Source organism: Aminobacter sp. BE322, from assembly GCF_050433525.1.
Taxonomy (GTDB): domain Bacteria; phylum Pseudomonadota; class Alphaproteobacteria; order Rhizobiales; family Rhizobiaceae; genus Aminobacter.
In genome coordinates this window covers 1-18,690 of the sequence record NZ_JBNPXB010000036.1, presented here as the reverse complement: position 1 = coordinate 18,690, position 18,690 = coordinate 1, and the positions used below count along the sequence as shown (strand labels likewise).

Here is an 18,690-nt window from a genome sequence, read left to right as displayed (position 1 = left end):
GCGGCACCGCCCTTGACGCCGAAGTTCGGCCCGAGCGAGGCCTCGCGGATGCAGACCACGGCCTTCTTGCCGATGCGGTTCAAGCCGTCGCCGAGACCGACGGTGGTCGTGGTCTTGCCTTCGCCGGCGGGCGTCGGGTTGATGGCGGTGACCAGGACCAGCTTGCCGTCCTTGTTCTTGCGCGCGTTGGCGATGAACTCGGCCGAGACCTTGGCCTTGTCGTGGCCATAGGGCAGCAGATGCTCGCTCGGGATGCCGATCTTGGCGCCGATCTCCTGGATCGGCTTTTTCTTGGCGCCGCGCGCGATCTCGATGTCGGTCTTGAATTCGGCCATGACTCTCTTCCCTTGAGTTGGTTCGATTTTTTCAGGCAGCCCGAAGGCGTCCGGATCAGAAGCGCGGCGCGGACTTGCCGGCGGCGCGATAGGCGGAGGCCACGGTATTGGCCATCAAAAGCGCGATCGTCATCGGTCCGACGCCGCCGGGCACGGGCGTGATCGCGCCGGCCTGTTCGGCCGCGCCGGCATAGTCGACGTCGCCGACCAGCCTGGACTTGCCGTTCGCGCCCTCGCTGCGGTTGATGCCGACGTCGATGACGGTGGCACCCGGCTTCACCCAGTCGCCCTTGATCATCTCCGGACGGCCCACCGCGGCGACCAGGATGTCGGCCGTGCGGCACAGCGCCGGCAGGTCCTTGGTGCGACTGTGGGCGATGGTGACGGTGGCGTTGGCGTTGAGCAGAAGGTTCGCCATCGGCTTGCCTACTATGTTGGAGCGGCCGACCACCACGGCGTTGAGGCCCGACAGGTCGCGGCCGATGGCGCGCTCGATGAGCAGCATGGAACCGGCGGGCGTGCAGGGCACGAAGGCGGTGTCCAGCTCGCCGGTGCCGAGCTTGCCGACATTGGTGAAGTGGAAGCCGTCGACGTCCTTGTCGGCGGAAATGGTCTGGATGATCCTGCCGGCGTCGATGTGGTCGGGCAGGGGCAGTTGCACCAGGATGCCGTGGATCGCGGGATCGGCATTGAGCTTCTGGATGAGTGCAACCAGGTCGGACTCGGCCGTCTCGGCCGGCAGCGCGTGCTCGACCGAATGGAAGCCGCATTCCTTGGCCTTCTTGCCCTTGGACGAGACATAGACCTGGCTCGCCGGATCCTGGCCGACGATGACCACCGCGATGCCGGGGGTCACGCCGGTCGAGGCGATCAGTTGATCTGCCGCCGCCCTGACCTTTGCCACCACGTCGGCGGCCACTGCCTTACCATCGATTACCGTCGTCATGTCCGTGCAATTCCTCCCAGGCGAGCGCGGCCATCCCTACGGCACGAGCCGTCGGTTTGTAGCTTCGGATGCGACATCCGGCCAGCTATTCGCGCTGAATTTTCCCGTCAGAATCTATAACAGGGGCGGCGTGGGGAAGTCAACCTTAATGCAAGAATGTTTCATGCAAAGAAATATTAGCCGGGACGTTTCTTGTGAGCGTTATTCCGTAGGGGTCTGAAGCCGCACCATAAAACGGCAAAGGCCGGCTTGCGCCGGCCTCCACACGTGAAATTGCGGATTTTTCCTCAGATGATGAAGAACCAGTTGGCCAGAAGCACCACGGCGACGCCCGCGACCAGGGTGAGATAGGGCAGCATGCCCGCCTTGCGCTGCTTCAAGTCCTCCTGCCTGATTCCCAGGTCGTCGAGCATGTGCTCGGGGAACTTGCCGCCGTCCTGGACGTAGTGACGGTAGCAGAACACCGGGATGATGAGGGCGGCGGCGATGAAGCCGGCCCACAACGCCCAGGGGTTCCACACCTTGGCGCCGGCGCCCATGAACATGGCGTTGACGTAGGAGAGCAGGGCGCCGACCGCGATCAGGATCGTCGGCGCCTTCCATGGCCGGTGAATATGGCCGTTGTCGATGCGATGGATCCAGCCCGAGTTCAGGTTGAGGAAGTTGAAGATGATGTAGCCGCAGTTCGACACCGACAGCACGAAGAAGAAGCTGGTGGCATCGGCCGCGGCGATGGCGAGCAGGAAGACGTTGAAGATCAGGTCCGTCCACATGGCGCGGGTGGGGGCGCCATGGCCGTTGACGTGGCTGAGGTAGCGCGGCAGCCAGCCGTCGACCGAACCCTGGTATAGGGTGCGCGACGAGCCTGCCATCGCCGTCATGATCGACAGCATCAGCGCCAGGATCATCAGCATGACCATGATGGAGGTGACGAAGCCGGCGCCGCCGACCATCCTGGCCATGGCTTCGGCCACGCCCGAACCGTCGACGATAGGGGTTGCGAGCATGCCTTCGAGGCCGAGCACGCCCTGGAAGGTGAACGGCACCAGCGTGTAGAGCGCCAGGCACAAGAGGCCGGAGTAGAAGATCGCCCGCACCGTGTCGCGACCGGGGTTCTTGAACTCCGAGGTGTAGCAGATGGCCGTCTCGAAGGCGTAGGCCGACCAGGCGGCGATGAACATGCCGCCGAGCACGAGCGTCCAGCCGGCGACGTTCCACGTGCCGGGTTCGGGCGCATAGGCCGCGGCCAGCGGCACCAGCGGCGAATAGTTGGCCCAGTTGATCTGGCCGGTGAGGATCGGCACGACGCCGACGATCAGCATCGGCACGATGACGACCAGGCCGATGAACTTCTGGACGTTGGCGGTGCCGAGGATGCCGCGGTGCTGGATGGCGAAGGTCACCAGCATCAGGACGACGCCGATGAAGAACACCGAATTGAGCGAGAAGCTGACCGGGCCGAGCGTGCCGTGATAGAGCGTCCAGGTGCGGATGGCGGGCGTGGCGGCCGCCGTCAGCGCGGCGATCGCTTCGGCCGCGGCCTTGCCGGCGTTTGCCGGATCGGCGAGCCAGGCGACGACTTCGGGCGAAGTGTCGCTGAAGCCGGGGATCGGCGCCAGCGCATTGAGGATGTAGGCGGCCGCGATCGAGCAGCCGAGCGACAGCACCGGGGTCCAGGCGAGCCAGTTGCACCACACCGACAGCGGCGCGATGAACTTGGAATAGCGCAGCCAGGCGGTGGCGCCGTAGACCGAGGCGCCGCCCGACTTGGACGGGAACAGCCCGGCGATCTCGGCATAGGTGAAGGACTGGATCAGGCCGAGGATGATCGAGGCCGTCCAGATCAGGAAGGCCGGCGTGCCGGTCGTGCCGGCGATGCCGCCGATCGAAAACAGCACCAGCGCGGGCACGCCGCTGGCGACCCAGAAGGCGCCGCGCCAGTCGATGGTCCTGTGGAGCTGGCCGTCGCCCGCGTCGCTGAATGTGGTTGTTGTCGTGCTCATTGTCGTTCCCCGACCTTGTCGAAAGGTCCCGTGCCTTTCAGCACGGGACCGGCAGTTGTTGTTATTGGGTCCGGCGTGTCAGAGCACGAAGAACCAGTTGGATATCAGTACCACGGCAAGACCGGCGATCAGCGTCACATAGGGCAGGATGCCGGCCTTCTTCTTGCGCAGGTCGGCCTCGTGCATGCCGAGGTCCTCGAGCATGTGCTCGGGGAACCTGCCGCCGTCCTGGATGTAGTGGCGGAAGCAGAACACCGGGATGATCAGCGCCACGGTGAAGAGCCCGGCCCACAGCGCGGTGGGGTTCCAGACCTTGGCGCCGGCGCCCATGAAGACGGCGTTGACGAAGGCGAAGATGGTGCCGAGCACCAGCAGCCAGGTCGGCGCCTTCCATGGACGGTGGATATGGCCGTTGTCGATGCGGTGGATCCAGCCGGCGTTGAGGTTCAGGAAGTTGAAAATGATGTAGCCGCAGTTCGCCACCGCGAGGATGAAGAAGAAGCTCGTGGCGTCGGTCGAGGCGATGGCAAGCAGGGCCAGGTTGAAGATCAGGTCCGTCCACATGGCGCGGGTGGGCGCGCCGTGCTCGTTGACGTGGCTGAGGTAGCGCGGCAGCCAGCCGTCCACCGAACCCTGGTACAGGGTGCGCGAGGAGCCGGCCATGGCGGTCATGATCGCCAGCAGCAGCGCCAGGATCATCAGCATCACCAGCAGCGTCTTCACCAGGCCGCCGCCGCCGACCATGTTGGCCATGGCGTCGGCGACGCCCGAACCGTCGACGATCGGCGTCGCCAGCATGCCGTTGAGGCCGAGCACGCCCTGGAAGGTGAACGGCACCAGGATGTAGAGCAGCATGCACAGCAGGCCGGAATAGAAGATGGCCTTGAAGGTGTCGGTGGCCGGGTTCTTGAACTCGCGGGTGTAGCAGACCGCGGTCTCGAAGCCGTAGGTCGACCAGGCGGCGATGAACATGCCGCCCAGCGCCAGCGTCCAGCCTGCGACGTTCCATGAGCCGGGCTCCGGCGCATAGGCCGCGGCCAAAGGCACGAGCGGCGAGTAGTTGGCCCAGTTGATCTGGCCGGTGATGATCGGGACGACGCCGACGACGAGCAGCGGCACGATGACCAGGAGGCCGACGACCTTCTGCACGTTGGCGGTGCCGAGGATGCCTCGGTGCTGGATGGCGAAGGTGAGCAGCATCAGCACCGCGCCGATCCAGAAGGTCGCGTTGAGCGAGAAGCCGACCGGGCCGAGCGTGTGGCTGTAGAGCGTCCAGGTGCGGATCGCCGGCGTTGCCGTCGTCGTCACCGCCGCGACCGCGTCAGCGGCGCTCACGCCCGCATTCGCCGCCATGTATTGCAGCACCTCTGGCGAGGTCTCGGTGAAGCCCGGGATCGGGGCGAGGGCGTTCAGGATGTAGGCGGCCGCGATCGAGCAGCCGAGCGACAGCACCGGCGTCCAGGCGAACCAGTTGCACCACACCGACAGCGGCGCGATGAACTTGGAATAGCGCAGCCAGGCGGTCGCGCCATAGACCGAGGCGCCGCCCGACTTGTTCGGGAACAGGCCGGCGATCTCGGCATAGGTGAAGGACTGGATGAAGCCCATCACGATGGACAGCGTCCAGATCAGGAAGGCGATGTTGCCGGTCGTGCCGGCAATGCCGCCGATCGAAAACAGGACGAGGGGCGGCACGCCGCTGGCAACCCAGAAGGCGCCCCGCCAGTCGATGGTTCGATGAAGTTGGCCGGCGGTCTCCGCCGGACTGATGTCCGTTACAGCGCTCATTGGCTCAGTTCCCCATTAGCTAAAGACTGCCCGTCGCCCACGCCGACCTCCTCGGTTTCGTGGTACGCATGTTTTTTCCGCTTAGGCTTCTTTTTTTCCTCAAGGTAAAGTTTGTCCGAATCCGAGGCGCCGTCAAGCCATTTCGTCGCACCCTGAGAGGAAAGTTCGCCGGATACCGGACCGGGTCGGAGGTTGGCCGGCCGCGGCGTATCCGGGCGGCCAGCCGCGGCCTACCCGGATGGGTGGTTTTGGCGCCAAGAGGCCCTTCGCCGGCTCAAGATTGGTACCCGCGTCGAAATGACTGATTGCACTGGAAGGAAAAAATCATTCATGATATGAATTGCGCAATCGCTAATCAGCGTCGCCATGGAGGATGGCGAAGGTCGCGCAGGGGCAGGAGCCCGGCCGGCAACGCGCGTAGAGTAGGGAAGAGGTGTGCGCAGAAGCATAGGCGGGAGGAACATGAACGCCGAATGGAAAGGTCAGCGCCAAGGCATCGGGATTGAGGTGGTGTCCGTGGCCGGAGATAAGAAGTTCAGGGTCTTGATCGCCGAGCGCAATCCGCTGGTGATCGCCGCGCTTGGAGACATGCTGTCGCGCGACAGCCGTTTCGAGCTGGTCGAGAGCGTACAGACGGGCAAGGCCTTCATCGAGGCGGCATCGGCGTCGCAGCCGGGCTTCGACATCGCCGTGCTCGGCTGGAAGCTATCCGACATGGACAGCGGCGAGGTGCTGGCCGAGATGCAGCGGCGCGCGCTGCATGCGCGTGTCGTGATCTTTTCCAACGACCATGACGTCGCCATCCTCAAGCAGTGCGTGCGGCTGGGCGTGCAGGGCTTCTGCTACCAGTTCGACGACCCGGCGATCCTGTTCGACACGCTGGTGGCGGTCGCGCATGGCCGCATCTGCATTCCCTACATGGACGTGTCGAAGATCAACGACACGCCGCTGTCCAGGCTGACGACGCGCGAGCGCGAGCTGCTTTCGGTCCTTGCCGACGGCTGGACCAATTTGCAGATCGCCGCGCGTACCGGGATCTCGGAGAACACGGTCAAGTACCACCTCAAGAATCTCTACGACAAGCTCGACGTCCGCAACCGCGCCATGGCGGTCGCGCTCTATGCCAGCGAGAAGAACCGCGGCCCGAGCCTGAGTTCGTAGCAGGGTGCCTTTTTCCAGAACGCGCCGGGCCCCTCAGGGCTGGCGCGCTGCCGCGCTGCGGCCTGCGAGCCCGAACCACGCATCGCGCGATACCCTCTCATCGCCTCGCTTCGCTCGGCACCTCTCCCCCACTAGGTGGGGGCGAGGAACCCAAGTCCTGGCGAGGGCGGGAGCTCCTGTCCTGCGAGGTCGGCAAATCTGCCGAGGCCGATGCGGTGGTGATTAACGATTCCTCTCCCTCGCGGAGTGGGGGAAAGGTGGTTTGCCCTGAGCTTGTCGAAGGGGCGAGCCGGTGAGGGGGTAGTTGAAGCAGGCGGCCTGAGATGCAAGTCCCGCTACTGCTGCCGCCCATTCATCGTCGCCCTCAGCCCCGTGCTGGCCCCCACAAAGGCAAATGCCGCCCCGGAGGGGGCGGCATGGCAGATCATGCCGGGCAGGTGGCCCCGGCTGGCCGGGCCCTCACTCCGCCGCGACGGGGGAGGCGGTGCGCAGGTAGGATTCCAGCGAGTCGTCCAGCGCGTCCTTCCACGGCGTGTGATGCGCCGGCGCCATCGTGCCGGTGATGACCGAGCGGTAGGAGTGGTTGCGGAACTCCATGATGCCCTTCTTCTTGTGTTCCTTCCACTCGAAGAAGGCCTCGTTGGCGCCGTCCACGTCGAAGCTCGGATAGTCGGTCTCCGCGATCAGCTCCTTGACGTATTCGCCCTGGTACTCGATCGCGTCGTGGGAGTCCTTGCCGGCATCCTCGCGGGCAACGCGGTCCTCGACGTCGGCAACCATCGCCTGCTTGCTGGCAGGCAGCTTGATGCGGCCGAGGATGACGTCGCGCGCCCACCAGGCCTGGGCGTCGAACATGTTGAAGGTGAACCACTGGTCTTGCATGCCGACATAGAACAGCGCCGGATTGTGGACATAGGCGACGCCCTTGTAGAGGTCGGCGGTCGCCAGCCGGTTGGCGGTCCTCAGGCGCAGGTCGTCCGGCAGGAACGGGAAGTGGTGCTTGTAGCCGGTGCACAGGATGATCGCGTCGATCTTCTTGGTCGAGCCGTCCTTGAAGGTGGCGGTGTTGACCTCGACCTTTTCCAGCAGCGGCCGCTCTTCCCAGTTGTCGGGCCATTTGAAGCCCATAGGTGCTGTGCGATAGCAGTTGGTGATCGACTTGGCGCCGTACTTCCAGCACTGCGAGCCGATGTCCTCGGCCGAATAGCTGGTGCCGACGATCAGGATGTCCTTGCCGATGAACTCGCGGGCGTCGCGGAAGTCGTGGGCGTGCAGGATGCGGCCGTTGAAGCGGTCGAAGCCGGGGAATTCGGGGACGTTCGGGGTCGAGAAATGGCCCGAGGCGACGATGACGTTGTCGAATTCCTCGGAATAGCAATGATCCTTGGGCAGGTCCTGGACGGTGACGGTGAATTTCCTGGTCTGCTCGTTCCAGGTCACCATGCGCACGACCGTTTCGAAGCGGATCCACTTGCGCACGCCGGCCTTCTTCACCCGGCCCTCGATGTAGTCGAAGAGGACCGCGCGCGGCGGATAGGAGGCAATCTGCTTGCCGAAATGCTCCTCGAAGGAATAGTCGGCGAACTCCAGGCCCTCCTTGGGGCCGTTCGACCACAGATAGCGGTACATCGAACCGTGGACGGGTTCACCATACTGGTCGAGGCCCGTGCGCCAGGTGTAGTTCCAGAGGCCGCCCCAGTTGGCCTGCTTCTCGAAGCAGACGATTTCCGGGATGTCCGCGCCCTTCTCGGCGGCCGATTGAAATGCCCTCAGCTGCGCAAGACCCGACGGTCCGGCTCCGATTACGGCGACACGCTTGGCTGTCATGGTTTCCTCCTTTTTGGTATAGACCAAATTTGATTATTGGTTCCTCTGGTCCAGTTGATGTTGCCTGCCGATATACCAATTTGTCAACCGAGTTTCCTGTGAGGAAGAAAAATTTCGTGTGATCAGGATGGCGCTTCCGGCCTTCGATGGTATCTAAGGACATGCAGAATTCCAGCTTTGCCCATCAACTCGCGGTTTCGAGCCTGCTGCCCCGGCTGTCCGTCGGCATGCCGAACGCAGTGAAAATCGGCTTCCTGGCCCCGCTCAGCGGCCAGGCGGAGTCATGGGGCCTGCCCGGATTGCATGGCTGCCGGATCTGGGAGGATTGGCTGAACAAGACCGGCGGGCTGCTGATCAACGGACGCCGCTATCCGATCAAGATCGTCGAATTTGATTGCGACTACGATGCCGGGCGGGCCGCGGAAGGCGCGCGCCATCTGGTCGAACAGCACGACGTCAAGCTATTGATGATGCTGGGCGGCGATACGATGGCGCAGATACGGGACTACCTCGCCCATCGCAAAGTCCTGACCTCGACCCTTTTGCCCAGCGACCTGTCGCCGGATACGCCTTACCTGATCGCACCCAGCGAAACGCACCCGATCTACAACGTGACGGGGGTGGACTGGCTGGCGCATGCAAGGCCCGAGCTTCGGACCGTCGCGATCTGCAGCCAGTCCGATGCGCTCGGCCTTCCCTCGCTTGCGACCTACCGCGCAGCCTTCAAGGCTGCCAATGTCGGGATTGCCAAGGAAATCCAGTATGATCCCGACACGACCGATGCTGCCGCGATCGTGCAGCCGATGCTGGATTCGAACGCCGATATCCTATGCTGGTGCACCAGCTACACGCCCATGGTCCATGCCATGACCGAGTATGCCCATGCGCGGGGCTTCAAGGGACAGATCATATCCTGCACGCTGGATTATTACGACCAGCTCGTTGCCCGAACGTCCGTTGGTTTCATGGAAGGCTTCGTCTTCCAGTTTCCGGATTTCGATGACGAGAAGCTGACGGACAAGACGTTTTTCTTCAATCAGCCGAAGGGCTTCTTCGACGAATACAACCACCGCTTCCCCGGCACCTGGACCGCGGTGAGCTGGGAGTATGTCGCGATCCTGGATATCTGGCATGCGGCGGTCGAAAAGTGCAACAGCGTCAATTCTCCATCCGTGCTGGCGGCAATGAAGCAGCTTGGGCATGTCACCCACGCGTTCGGTCCGGCGCATTGGTGGGGCGAAAGCATGTTCGGGATCGACAACGCGCTGGTCGGAGACTGGCCGGTGGTGACGCTGAAGAACGGCAAGGCCAAGATCGCCGCCTTCGGCTCGATCCCGCGCTGGCTGAAACGCCACGGCGGCCTGCTCAAGCAGGAAATGTCGGATCTGGGGCAACTCTGGGAACAGCGCCTGCGATCGAGCGGGAACGGAACCGCCCTGCAGGGACGGACGCCGGAATTACTCCTGCAGAAATAGCTTCTGCTCCTCGATCAGGTGCAGCTTGATGAACTCGACGGCACGCTCCACGTCGCGAGAGGCAATCGCATTGAACAGCGCGTTGTAGCGCTGCTGGTATTCGAGGATCCGCTTCGGCGACAGGTGCCGGCGGAGCAGGGTGGTGCGAAAGCTCACCCGGCAGGCCTCGATCGTCAGATTGTAGCAGGATGCCAGCAGCGGATTGTGTGTTCCCTCGGCAATCTTGCGATAGATTTCCTCTTCGCATTTCACGAAAGCGGCAACGTCGGTATGCACGTTTTCGATCTTGGACATGAGTTGTTCGAGGTCCCACACCTCGCGGGGCGTCATGTTGATGACGGCGAGGCGGACCATTTCTGGCTCGAGGATGCCGCGCACCACGAGGTGGTCCAATGGGCTGGTCTCCATTGCCACCGAGCTGTCTCCCCGCTCCGGCACGTCTTCCGAGCGATAGGTCACGAAACTGCCGCTGCCGGGACGCCGTTTGATGACCTTGCGGGCCTCCAGCACGTCCAGCGCCTCGCGCACCGTGTTGCGGGCTACCCCCATCTCCGAAGCCAGCGCCCGTTCCGACGGAAGGCGCGCATTCAGCGGATATTCCTCCGAACTTATCTTCGCAAACAACCGATCCAGGACGGTCTGCACCGTCGCTCCGACCGAATAGCTGGCGATGATCTGAGATGTGAGCTGGTCGGTCTTAACCTTCATTTCACGGCCTTGCATGTCAGTTCTGCCTCATGGCCACGAGACGAATCCTACCGCAGCACAGTCTAAGTTTGAAATGTTTGTCGAATACGATTCGGTAACACGGCCAAGCCGGCCGGGGCAATCGCCCGGTGGGCTGGGGAAGGAGCTTCAAGCGACCCCGAGCCTAGCCCGGGAGGCTGCCCGGCGGACGGTCACCTTGCCTCATTTTCCGGCATTGCGGCGAAACGAAGCCTTGCTAGGACGGCAAAATCAGGTATTCTCTAGATTGAAATATTTTTACACACAGGCAAATTCCTGACGAGGTGGTAATGACGATCGCAGACTACCCCGCCGTGACGATGGGCCCGCCAAAGCCCAGTCTCATCCTGCAGCCCGGTCTGCTCATGCCCGGCATGGAGCGCTATCACGTGCCGGGCGCGGGGGCGGCGCTGTTCGAAATCGAGGCCGGCGACCGCATCACCATCCGCAATCTCGAGGGCGGCCAGCCCTGCGAACTCGTCGCCTTCGATGCCGCGGGCCGCGCCGATCCCGGCATTTTGGGTACGCGCACCAACAGCGACGCGTCGGGGCTCAAGGACCTGCTCGCCAATGGCGACGACAGCCTGCAGAAGTTCCGCCTCGGGCTGGCCAGGCGCAAGCTCGACCTCGGCCGCGCCGAGGCGGTTCGCTTCTTCGACGCCGGCACGCCAGCCGGCAAGGAGGAGAGCTTCGTTGCCAGCCGCGACGGCACGCTGGTGGTTGCCGCGCCCGGTGGCCCGATGGCGGTCGACGGCCACGACACCTCGACGCCGCTGGTGGTCATGGTGAAGCGGGCGACCGTCCGCAAGGCCGGCAAGTCCGATCTGCCCGACCCGCTCGCCGATCCGGTGCTGGATCTCAGGGTCAAGTCGCGCACGGCCGAAGCCTATTTCGTCAAGGCCGGCGACTACATCCAGATCATCGACGTCGACGGCCGCCAGTGCACCGACTTCCAGTGCTTCTCGGCGCGCAAGCTCGACAAGGGCCGCGACCTCGCCCTCGACGTCACCGCGACCCGCTCGCTGATGGGCCACGCCTATCCGATGCCGGGCCTGCACGCCAAGTATTACGACCAGGACTTCGAGCCGCTGGTCGAGGTCATCCAGGACACTTGCGGCCGCCACGACGCCTTCGCGCTCGCCTGCTACGCCAAATATTACGACGACATCGGCTATCCAGGGCACATCAACTGCTCGGAGAACTTCAATGGCGCGCTCGCCGACAGGGGGGTGACGCCGCGCGCGGGCTGGATGGCGGCGAACTTCTTCTTCAATACCGGCATCGACGCCCATGGCGTGATGTATTCCGACGAACCCTGGTCGCGGCCGGGCGACTACGTGCTGCTCAGGGCGCTGACCGACATCGTCTGCGTGTCGTCGGCCTGCCCCGACGACACCACGCCGTCCAACGGCTGGAACCTCACAGACATCCACGTCCGGACCTATTCCGGGCAGAACAAATTCTCGCGAGCGGTAGCTAGACGAATGACCCCTGACGCCGAACCCAAGATGACCCGTGAGACCGCCTTCCACTCGAGCTTCGCCAAGCACACGCGCAACTTCATCGAGTACAAGGGCTATTGGCTGCCGAACGAATTCGCCAAGGAAGGCCCGATCGAGGAATATTGGGCCTGCCGCGAGAAGGCGGTGGTGATGGACCTCTCCGCCCTGCGCAAGTTCGAGGTCACCGGCCCCGATTCCGAAGCGTTGATGCAGTATACGCTGACCCGCGACGTCAAGAAGCTCGGCGTCGGCCAGGTCGTCTACACCGCCATGTGCTACGAGCATGGTGGCATGGTCGACGACGGCACGCTTCTCCGCCTCGGCAAGGACAATTTCCGCTGGATCTGCGGCGACGACTATTCCGGCGTGTGGCTGCGCGAGGTCGCCGAAAAGCTCGGCCTCAAGGTGCTCGTCCGCTCCTCGACCGACCAGATGCACAACATCGCCGTCCAGGGCCCGAACAGCCGCGACATCCTCAAGCAGATCGTCTGGACGCCGCCGCACCAGCCGTCGCTCTCCGAACTCGAATGGTTCCGTTTCACCATCGGCCGCATCGGCGATGCGCAGGGCGTGCCGATCGTGGTGTCGCGCACCGGCTACACCGGCGAGCTCGGCTACGAGGTGTGGTGCCATCCGCGCGACGCCGAGAAGGTCTTCGATGCCGTCTGGGAGGCGGGCCAGCCGCACGGGCTGAAACCGATGGGCTTTGCCGCCCTCGACATGGTGCGCATCGAGGCGGGCCTGATCTTCGCCAATTACGAGTTCTCCGACCAGACCGACCCGTTCGAGGCCGGCATCGGCTTCACCGTGCCGCTCAAGACCAAGACCGACGACTTCATCGGCCGCGAGGCGCTGATCCGGCGCAAGGAGCATCCGATCCACAAGCTGGTCGGCCTCGACATCGATGCAAACGTCGCCGTCGGCCACGGCGACTGCGTCCATATCGGCCGCGCCCAGATCGGCGTCGTCACCTCGTCGATGCGTTCGCCGATCCTGAAGAAGAACATCGCGCTCGCCCGCGTCGACGCCACGCACGCCAATGTCGGCACCGAGGTGGAGATCGGCAAGCTCGACGGCCACCAGAAGCGTCTGCCGGCCCGCATCGTGCCTTTCGCCCACTACGATCCGCAGAAGACGAGGCCGAGGTCGTAAGGGCGGGATCGCAGCCGGCAGCGGCCGGCTGAAGTGCCGAGATGGAGGGAGGTCGGTGCGAACGGAAAAGGGCCGAGCGCACCGGCCTTCGACCCTTTGCTGCTGGTAGCGGAACGAATATTCTGCGATGGATGCCCTTGGGGGAGTATCGTCTCTGGCGCAGCCAGCATCGGGATGAAATCATGCCTCGCGAGGCCGTCGCTGCAAGAACCGGTTCCTGCCGACCAAGATTCCATCTTCGTGGAACTTGTAAGCAAGAGGAAAGAAAATTACCTGACGTGCACTTTTGGCCTTATGAATCGCCGAATGGGGAATATTTGACGTGAAAGAAGACCAGTCTGTTGCCGCGATACTCGATGGCAAGCGAGCGGCCGTCGTCACCACCAAGGGGCGGCCGGCGCCGCTCAAGCAAGATCCGCATGCCATTCGCGACACGCCCGAAAAGGTGTTGGAGGTGGCGCTCGGCCATGAGGTGCGCGCCTTCCGCAAGAAGCTCGGCATCACCGTCGCCGACCTCGCCGCGATGACCAACATCTCGCTCGGCATGCTGTCCAAGATCGAGAACGGCATCACCTCACCGTCGCTGACGACGCTGCAGGCGCTGTCGCGGGCCTTGGGCGTGCCGCTCACCGCCTTCTTCCGCCGCTTCGAGGAAGAGCGCAACGCCGTCTTCGTCAAGGCGGGCGAGGGGGTCGACGTCGAACGGCGCGGCACGCGCGCCGGCCACCAGTACAACCTGCTCGGCCACATCGGCTCGAACACCGCCGGCGTGACGGTCGAACCCTACCTGATCTCGCTCTCGGAAGATTCCGACGTCTTCCCGATGTTCCAGCACGAGGGTATGGAGTTCCTCTACATGCTGGAGGGCGAGGTGGTGTACCGCCACGGCAACAACCTCTACCGCATGACGCCCGGCGACAGCCTGTTCTTCGACGCCGATGCGCCGCACGGCCCGGAGGAACTGACCACGCTGCCGATCAAGTACCTGTCGATCATTTCGTACCCGCAGGGCAACGGCGGCGACTGAACGTCCCGCCGCTGGCCAGGTCAGCGGTTCTGGACTGGGGATGGTTGCGGGGACCGGCGAACGCCGGTGGTCGCGCCGGCGGCATAGGATCGGCGAAGCAGGTTCAGTCCCTGTTGCGGGCCGTCTCGGCGGCGAAGCCGAAATGGCGCATGACCATGTCGCGCCAGTTATCCGGGATGTCGGCCTTTTCCACCGCGCGGCGCATGCATTTCAGCCAGAGGTCGCGCTCTTCCGGGCCGATCTCGACATGCTCATGGATTTCCTTGAGCCTGGAATGGCCGTGCTTCTGCACGTAGTAGCTTGGCCCGCCGAAGAAGCCGCAGAGATAGTTGAACTGTTCCTCGCGCGAATGGGCGACGCCATGGCCGCGCAGATGCAGGCGGTGCAGAAGTTCGGCGTCCGCATCCTGTTCGACGATGTCGTAGAAGGTTTCGACCAGGCGGTGGATCGCCTCCTCGCCGCCGAGTTCGGAAAACAGCGATCGCCTTGCGGGCTGCAGCGGCTCGTTCATCGTCACCTCCGACCAGATGCGGCCGCGTACGGCTTTGCCTGTAAAGATAGGGGCGGTCCCCGCCTTTGCCGGGACCGCCCCTGGTATCGTCGGCCGATCAGTCCGGGCTGAAGCCGGGCGAGGTCGGGGCGCCGTCGTCGTACTTGGACAGCCATTCGACGACCGTCGGGCGGTAGCGGGTCAGGCCCTTGTAGTCGGCAAGTTCGTTCGGCAGGTCGCGCAGCACGCGGTGGAAACGGCGTGCCCATTTCGGCTGCGCCACCAGTTCCTCCATCTTGATCAGATAGCAGCGGATCGGGAATACCAGCGCATTGGAACGCGGCAGCCGCCAGAAGCTCTGCAACTCGACGCGCAGGTGGACCTTCTCGCCGACATTCTCGGGCGTGACCGTCAAACGGTCGGAGCCCCATTTGTGGAAGTTCTCCGGGCTGGTGTCGAGCCGCGGATTGATGGTCATGGTCCAGTTCAGGCGACGCGCCGGCTGGCCTTGCTGGACGTTGGTGAGGAATTTCAGCGCGCGGGTGAAAATGCCCTTCTCGTGCGCCAGGGGCACGGGGGCGTGCCACTCGAAGAAGTTCATGCCGATGTCGAAGTCGAGCGACCAGTCGGCCTGGGTGGTCACCATGCCGGCGTCCATCCACAGATTGCCCTCGCGCTGGTCGAGGACCGCGAAATCGCCCTGGCTCTGGCGGGTGATGTATTCCATCGGCCCGTAGGGCAGGGTGGAGAGATCGCCGAAGGTGAAGGTGTCGTCGATGCCGAGCGGCCGGTTGACCCAGCGCCACCGGTCGCCTTCCCGCGTCAGCTCGAAATGCTCGGGATAGCTTTTGGCCTTCTCGGTCATCAGCAATTCGAGAAGGTCCCAGCCGGCCAGCGTCATGTGCGGCAGCGACTGGCAGCGCAGCGGATCCTCCGCCAGCACCATGGCGCGGTCCTGCATCTCCGAGACGTAGTGCTCGTCGACGTCGATGAGATGCTCGAAGACCGAGTTCTTCGGGCCGGGCACGTGCGGCTCGATGTTCACCGCATACATGTAGGAGTCTTCGTTGAACGGGAACGGAAACCGCCTGACCTGCTCGGGACTGTTCCTGAAGGTGAAGTCGTCGCGGAACGTCTCTTTCCTGAAATTGATACCCATGAAATCCTCCCAATTCCGGGGCCGGTTGTCAGCGTTCGAGAACCAGTGATCTTCCCTCGAACCGCGACACGCACGGCATGATCTTCTTGCCCGAGCAGTGTTCCTCCTCGCTCAGCCAATGGTCGTTGTGCTTGAACGTGCCGTCATAGGAGACGACGTTCGTTTCGCACTGGCCGCAGACGCCGCCGCGGCACAGATAGGGCGGGTCGATGCCCGCGGCTTCCAGGGCCTCGAGCAGGCTCTGCTGCTCACCGACGCGGATCTCCTTCTTGGACACGGCCAGCGTGACGTCGAAGGGCTTGCCCGGCTGCGGCGCTGCGAAATGCTCGTAGTGCACCGTCCCTTCCGGCCAGCCGTGCTGGGCGGCGGTTTCCCGCACCCAGTTGATCATGCCTGCGGGGCCGCAGACATAGATGTGCGTGCCGAGCGGCTGGGTGGCGAGCAGGCGTTCGAGCGGGATGCGCTCGTTGCGGTCGTCGTAGTAGAGGTGCACGCGGTTGCCGTAGCGCTCGCGCAGCACGTCCGTGTAGCTGCCCAGCGCCTCGGTGCGGCAGGTGTAGTGCAGCTCGAAATTGCCGCTCGCGGAGGCGAGCTGCGCGGTCTGCGCCAGGAAGGGCGTGATGCCGATGCCGCCGGCGATCATCAGATGCTTCTTGGCGCGCAGATCCAGCGAGAACAGGTTCACCGGATAGCTGATCACCATCTCCATGCCGCGCTTGACGCGGTTGTGCATGAACAGCGAGCCGCCGCGGCCGGAGTCGTCGCGGCGCACGCTGATGGTGTAGTCGCGCGTGTTGAGCGGCGAGCTCATCAGCGAATAGGGATTGAGCCTGGTCTTGTCGGCGTCGCGCATCTCGACGACGACATGGGCGCCGCCCGAAAAGGTCGGCAGGTCCTCGCCGTCGGTGCGCTCGAAATGGAAGCGCTTGACCAGTTCGTTGACCGCGACGACGTCGGTCACGGTGACGTTCAGTTTGGTTGTTCCCGCGCTCACCGGAAAATCTCCTCCTTGTGAGGGACCTCGGTCGGGTCCTCCGCGTTGATGCAGACGCCCTGGAATGCGGCGATGCGGCGCGAATAGTGGTCGCGCACCAGCAGCAGCAGCCCGCAGTGCGAACAGGTCACCGGCTGGGTGGTCACCTCCTCGGTGATCCCCTTGCAATGTACGCATTGCACGCGCCTTGCGAGCGAGCCGCGCTGCTCGGTCTGGATCGAGGCATGGTCGATGCCCGCCTCGGTCGCCGCCAGCATGGCCTGGCCGATCAGGCCTTCGGTGCCGGCGAGGTAGATACGCAGGCCCATATGGGCGTTGGCGAGGGTCCATTTCAGTCGCGGCAACGCTGCCGCGAATGACGGACCCTCATAATACTGGGCCGGCTTGAGCGCCTTCAGGCTGTCCTGGAAGCAGTTGCCGGTCCGGCCCGGTATGAAGATGACATGGGCACTGGCGAAGAACCCTTCGGGCGCCTGCCTCGCCAGGTCCAGTATCGCGGACGCCCCTTCGGCGTCCGCTATGAGAAGGTGGCTGCTACCGGCCTGCGGGGACAACATTCCGTAGACCGGGCGACTGAGGATCGTCTTCACCGGTGCACTGTCCAAGGTCTCAGCCCTTTGCCGTGCGCTTCAGCTTCTTCGGATCGTCGAACGGCAGCGACTGGGCGGTCGCCTTGACGGTGCCGCTGGCATTGCGGATCTCCAGCGGCGTGCCGACGATGGCGCAGTCGACGTCGAGGCGGGCGATGCCCATCGACTTCTTCACGAGCGGCGAATACATGGCGCAGGTTACCACGCCGACCTTCTTGCCGTCGCGCCAGATCTCGGCGCCTTCGTCAGCGGCCTTGTCGCCGTCGAGCAGCACGCCGAAGATCTTGAAGCGTTCCTTGCCCTTGAGGCGGTAGTGCTCCTCGGCGCCGCGGAAGCCGGTCTTGCCCGGGCTGACGGTGAAGTCGAGGCCGAGTTCCCACAGCGTGTCGCCGGGGCCTTCGTTGGCGAACGGATACTTCTGCGAGTTGTCGTAGGGGTAGAACAGCAGGTAGCTCTCGACGCGCAGCATGTCCAGCGTGGTGAAGCGCGTCGGGATGATGCCCATCGGCTTGCCTTCCTCGACGATGGTGTCCCAGATTTTGCCCGCGTCCTGGCCGCGGCAGAAGATCTCGTAGCCGCGCTCGCCGGTGTAGCCGGTGCGCGAGATCATCACCGGCAGGCCGAAAAGCTGGGTCTGCATGTGGTGGAAGTAGTTGAGGTCGCGGATGCCCGGCACATGCTTGGCGAGGTAGTCGACGGCGAGCGGGCCCTGCAGCGAAAGATCATGCAGGTTGTCGTCGAAGCGGACCGAGACGTCGCGGCCGATCGAGGCGCGGGTCAGTTCCTCGTGGCCCGATCCCGAGCCGTGCACGACCATCCAGGAGTTGGTCGAGATGCGGTAGATGACGCAGTCGTCGGTGAACTTGCCGGCATCGTTGAGCATGCAGGCATAGACGGACTTGCCGGGATAGATCTTCTCGACGTCGCGCGTGGTGCAGAGATCGATGACATGCGAGGCGTGGGCGCCTGTGATGTGGACCTTCTTGAGGCCCGAAACGTCCATCAGGCCGGCCTTGGTGCGGATCGCGACGTATTCCTCGTTCGCGTCCTTGTCATAGGACCAGGCCGTGCCCATGCCGCTCCAGTCTTCGAGTTTGGAACCGAGCGCGCGGTGGCGGTCGCCCAGGGTCGAAAAACGCCAGGAAGCTGTCATTTGATAAATCTCCTCCACTCTGTCCATTCCGCCCCGGGAACGGCGACCTCGCCGTTGGGGCGTTGTGTCGGAGACATATTGACTCGAAATCTGCCGGAAGGGCAATATCCAAGTGCAAGAAATTTTACTGATAGGCAACTTTTGGATGAGGCCGTCGGGCCGGACACCCGTGCGCGGAATTGGCTGCCACCCGAAACGGCGGTGAGGCCGGAAACGACGAGGCCCGGCAGATTGCCGGGCCTCGGGTGTCTGGGACGCCTGGGCTCAGCCCTCAGAACAGGCCTTCGATCTGGCCCTGTTCGTTGAGGAAGATCTTCTCGGAGGAGGGGACCTTGGGCAGGCCGGGCATGGTCATGATCTCG

The 18,690-nt window shown here is 63.9% G+C and carries 16 protein-coding genes; 4 read left to right on the top strand and 12 right to left on the bottom strand.

Features of this window, described 5'->3' with window-relative positions:
* From J2X50_RS24470 to J2X50_RS24455, 4 genes are all read right to left on the bottom strand, one after another.
* A partial coding sequence (locus J2X50_RS24470; protein ID WP_429098789.1) for a formate--tetrahydrofolate ligase occupies nucleotides 1–335 on the bottom strand: 335 nt, incomplete at its 3' end.
* A 55-nt stretch (nucleotides 336–390) separates the two neighbouring features.
* Nucleotides 391–1,281: a bifunctional methylenetetrahydrofolate dehydrogenase/methenyltetrahydrofolate cyclohydrolase FolD gene (gene folD / locus J2X50_RS24465; protein ID WP_429098787.1), complete on the bottom strand. Its 891-nt coding sequence runs from the start codon at nucleotides 1,279–1,281 to the stop codon at nucleotides 391–393.
* Nucleotides 1,282–1,568: 287 nt separating this feature from the next.
* The gene (locus J2X50_RS24460) at nucleotides 1,569–3,284 is read right to left on the bottom strand and encodes an APC family permease (RefSeq protein ID WP_429098784.1); all 1,716 of its coding nucleotides are present in this window, start codon (nucleotides 3,282–3,284) and stop codon (nucleotides 1,569–1,571) included.
* Between the two features lie 78 nt (nucleotides 3,285–3,362).
* The gene (locus J2X50_RS24455) at nucleotides 3,363–5,072 is read right to left on the bottom strand and encodes an APC family permease (RefSeq protein ID WP_429098781.1); all 1,710 of its coding nucleotides are present in this window, start codon (nucleotides 5,070–5,072) and stop codon (nucleotides 3,363–3,365) included.
* 507 nt (nucleotides 5,073–5,579) lie between these two features.
* Between J2X50_RS24455 and J2X50_RS24450 the strand changes: the two genes are divergently transcribed.
* Nucleotides 5,580–6,233 carry a response regulator transcription factor gene (locus tag J2X50_RS24450; RefSeq protein ID WP_429098795.1) on the top strand — a complete coding sequence of 218 codons (654 nt, stop codon included), beginning with the start codon at nucleotides 5,580–5,582 and terminating at the stop codon, nucleotides 6,231–6,233.
* Between the two features lie 459 nt (nucleotides 6,234–6,692).
* On the opposite strand, the gene J2X50_RS24445 is transcribed toward J2X50_RS24450, so the two are convergent.
* Nucleotides 6,693–8,060 (bottom strand): NAD(P)-binding domain-containing protein, encoded by a 1,368-nt coding sequence (locus J2X50_RS24445; protein ID WP_429098779.1) that lies wholly within the window; start codon nucleotides 8,058–8,060, stop codon nucleotides 6,693–6,695.
* Nucleotides 8,061–8,221: 161 nt separating this feature from the next.
* On the opposite strand from J2X50_RS24445, the gene J2X50_RS24440 reads away from it, so the two are divergent.
* Complete coding sequence (locus J2X50_RS24440; RefSeq protein WP_429098776.1) at nucleotides 8,222–9,535, top strand: ABC transporter substrate-binding protein; 1,314 nt, start codon at nucleotides 8,222–8,224, stop codon at nucleotides 9,533–9,535.
* Here J2X50_RS24440 and J2X50_RS24435 read toward each other — a convergent pair.
* Nucleotides 9,518–10,243 (bottom strand): FadR/GntR family transcriptional regulator, encoded by a 726-nt coding sequence (locus tag J2X50_RS24435; RefSeq protein WP_429098774.1) that lies wholly within the window; start codon nucleotides 10,241–10,243, stop codon nucleotides 9,518–9,520. The two genes, J2X50_RS24440 and J2X50_RS24435, sit on opposite strands and share 18 nt — an antisense overlap.
* 308 nt (nucleotides 10,244–10,551) lie before the next feature.
* Here J2X50_RS24435 and J2X50_RS24430 point away from each other — a divergent pair, with 308 nt between their 5' ends.
* Nucleotides 10,552–12,915: a DUF1989 domain-containing protein gene (locus J2X50_RS24430; RefSeq protein ID WP_429098772.1), complete on the top strand. Its 2,364-nt coding sequence runs from the start codon at nucleotides 10,552–10,554 to the stop codon at nucleotides 12,913–12,915.
* Nucleotides 12,916–13,264: 349 nt separating this feature from the next.
* The gene (locus tag J2X50_RS24425) at nucleotides 13,265–13,942 is read left to right on the top strand and encodes a helix-turn-helix domain-containing protein (protein ID WP_429098794.1); all 678 of its coding nucleotides are present in this window, start codon (nucleotides 13,265–13,267) and stop codon (nucleotides 13,940–13,942) included.
* 103 nt (nucleotides 13,943–14,045) lie between these two features.
* On the opposite strand, the gene J2X50_RS24420 is transcribed toward J2X50_RS24425, so the two are convergent.
* The 6 genes from J2X50_RS24420 to J2X50_RS24395 all read right to left on the bottom strand — a co-directional run.
* Nucleotides 14,046–14,453, bottom strand: coding sequence for a group II truncated hemoglobin (locus J2X50_RS24420; protein WP_429098770.1), 408 nt, complete (start codon nucleotides 14,451–14,453; stop codon nucleotides 14,046–14,048).
* Nucleotides 14,454–14,550: 97 nt separating this feature from the next.
* On the bottom strand, nucleotides 14,551–15,591 hold the full coding sequence (locus J2X50_RS24415) for a heme-dependent oxidative N-demethylase family protein (RefSeq protein WP_429098768.1): 1,041 nt from the start codon (nucleotides 15,589–15,591) through the stop codon (nucleotides 14,551–14,553).
* 28 nt (nucleotides 15,592–15,619) lie between these two features.
* Nucleotides 15,620–16,585, bottom strand: coding sequence for a PDR/VanB family oxidoreductase (locus J2X50_RS24410; RefSeq protein WP_429098766.1), 966 nt, complete (start codon nucleotides 16,583–16,585; stop codon nucleotides 15,620–15,622).
* The gene (locus J2X50_RS24405; RefSeq protein WP_429098764.1) at nucleotides 16,582–17,175 is read right to left on the bottom strand and encodes a dimethylamine monooxygenase subunit DmmA family protein; all 594 of its coding nucleotides are present in this window, start codon (nucleotides 17,173–17,175) and stop codon (nucleotides 16,582–16,584) included. Before J2X50_RS24405 ends, J2X50_RS24410 begins: the two co-directional genes overlap by 4 nt.
* 19 nt (nucleotides 17,176–17,194) lie before the next feature.
* On the bottom strand, nucleotides 17,195–18,328 hold the full coding sequence (locus J2X50_RS24400; protein WP_429098762.1) for an aminomethyltransferase family protein: 1,134 nt from the start codon (nucleotides 18,326–18,328) through the stop codon (nucleotides 17,195–17,197).
* A 271-nt stretch (nucleotides 18,329–18,599) separates the two neighbouring features.
* On the bottom strand, nucleotides 18,600–18,690 hold a 91-nt coding region (locus J2X50_RS24395), incomplete at its 5' end, for a formate--tetrahydrofolate ligase (RefSeq protein ID WP_429098792.1).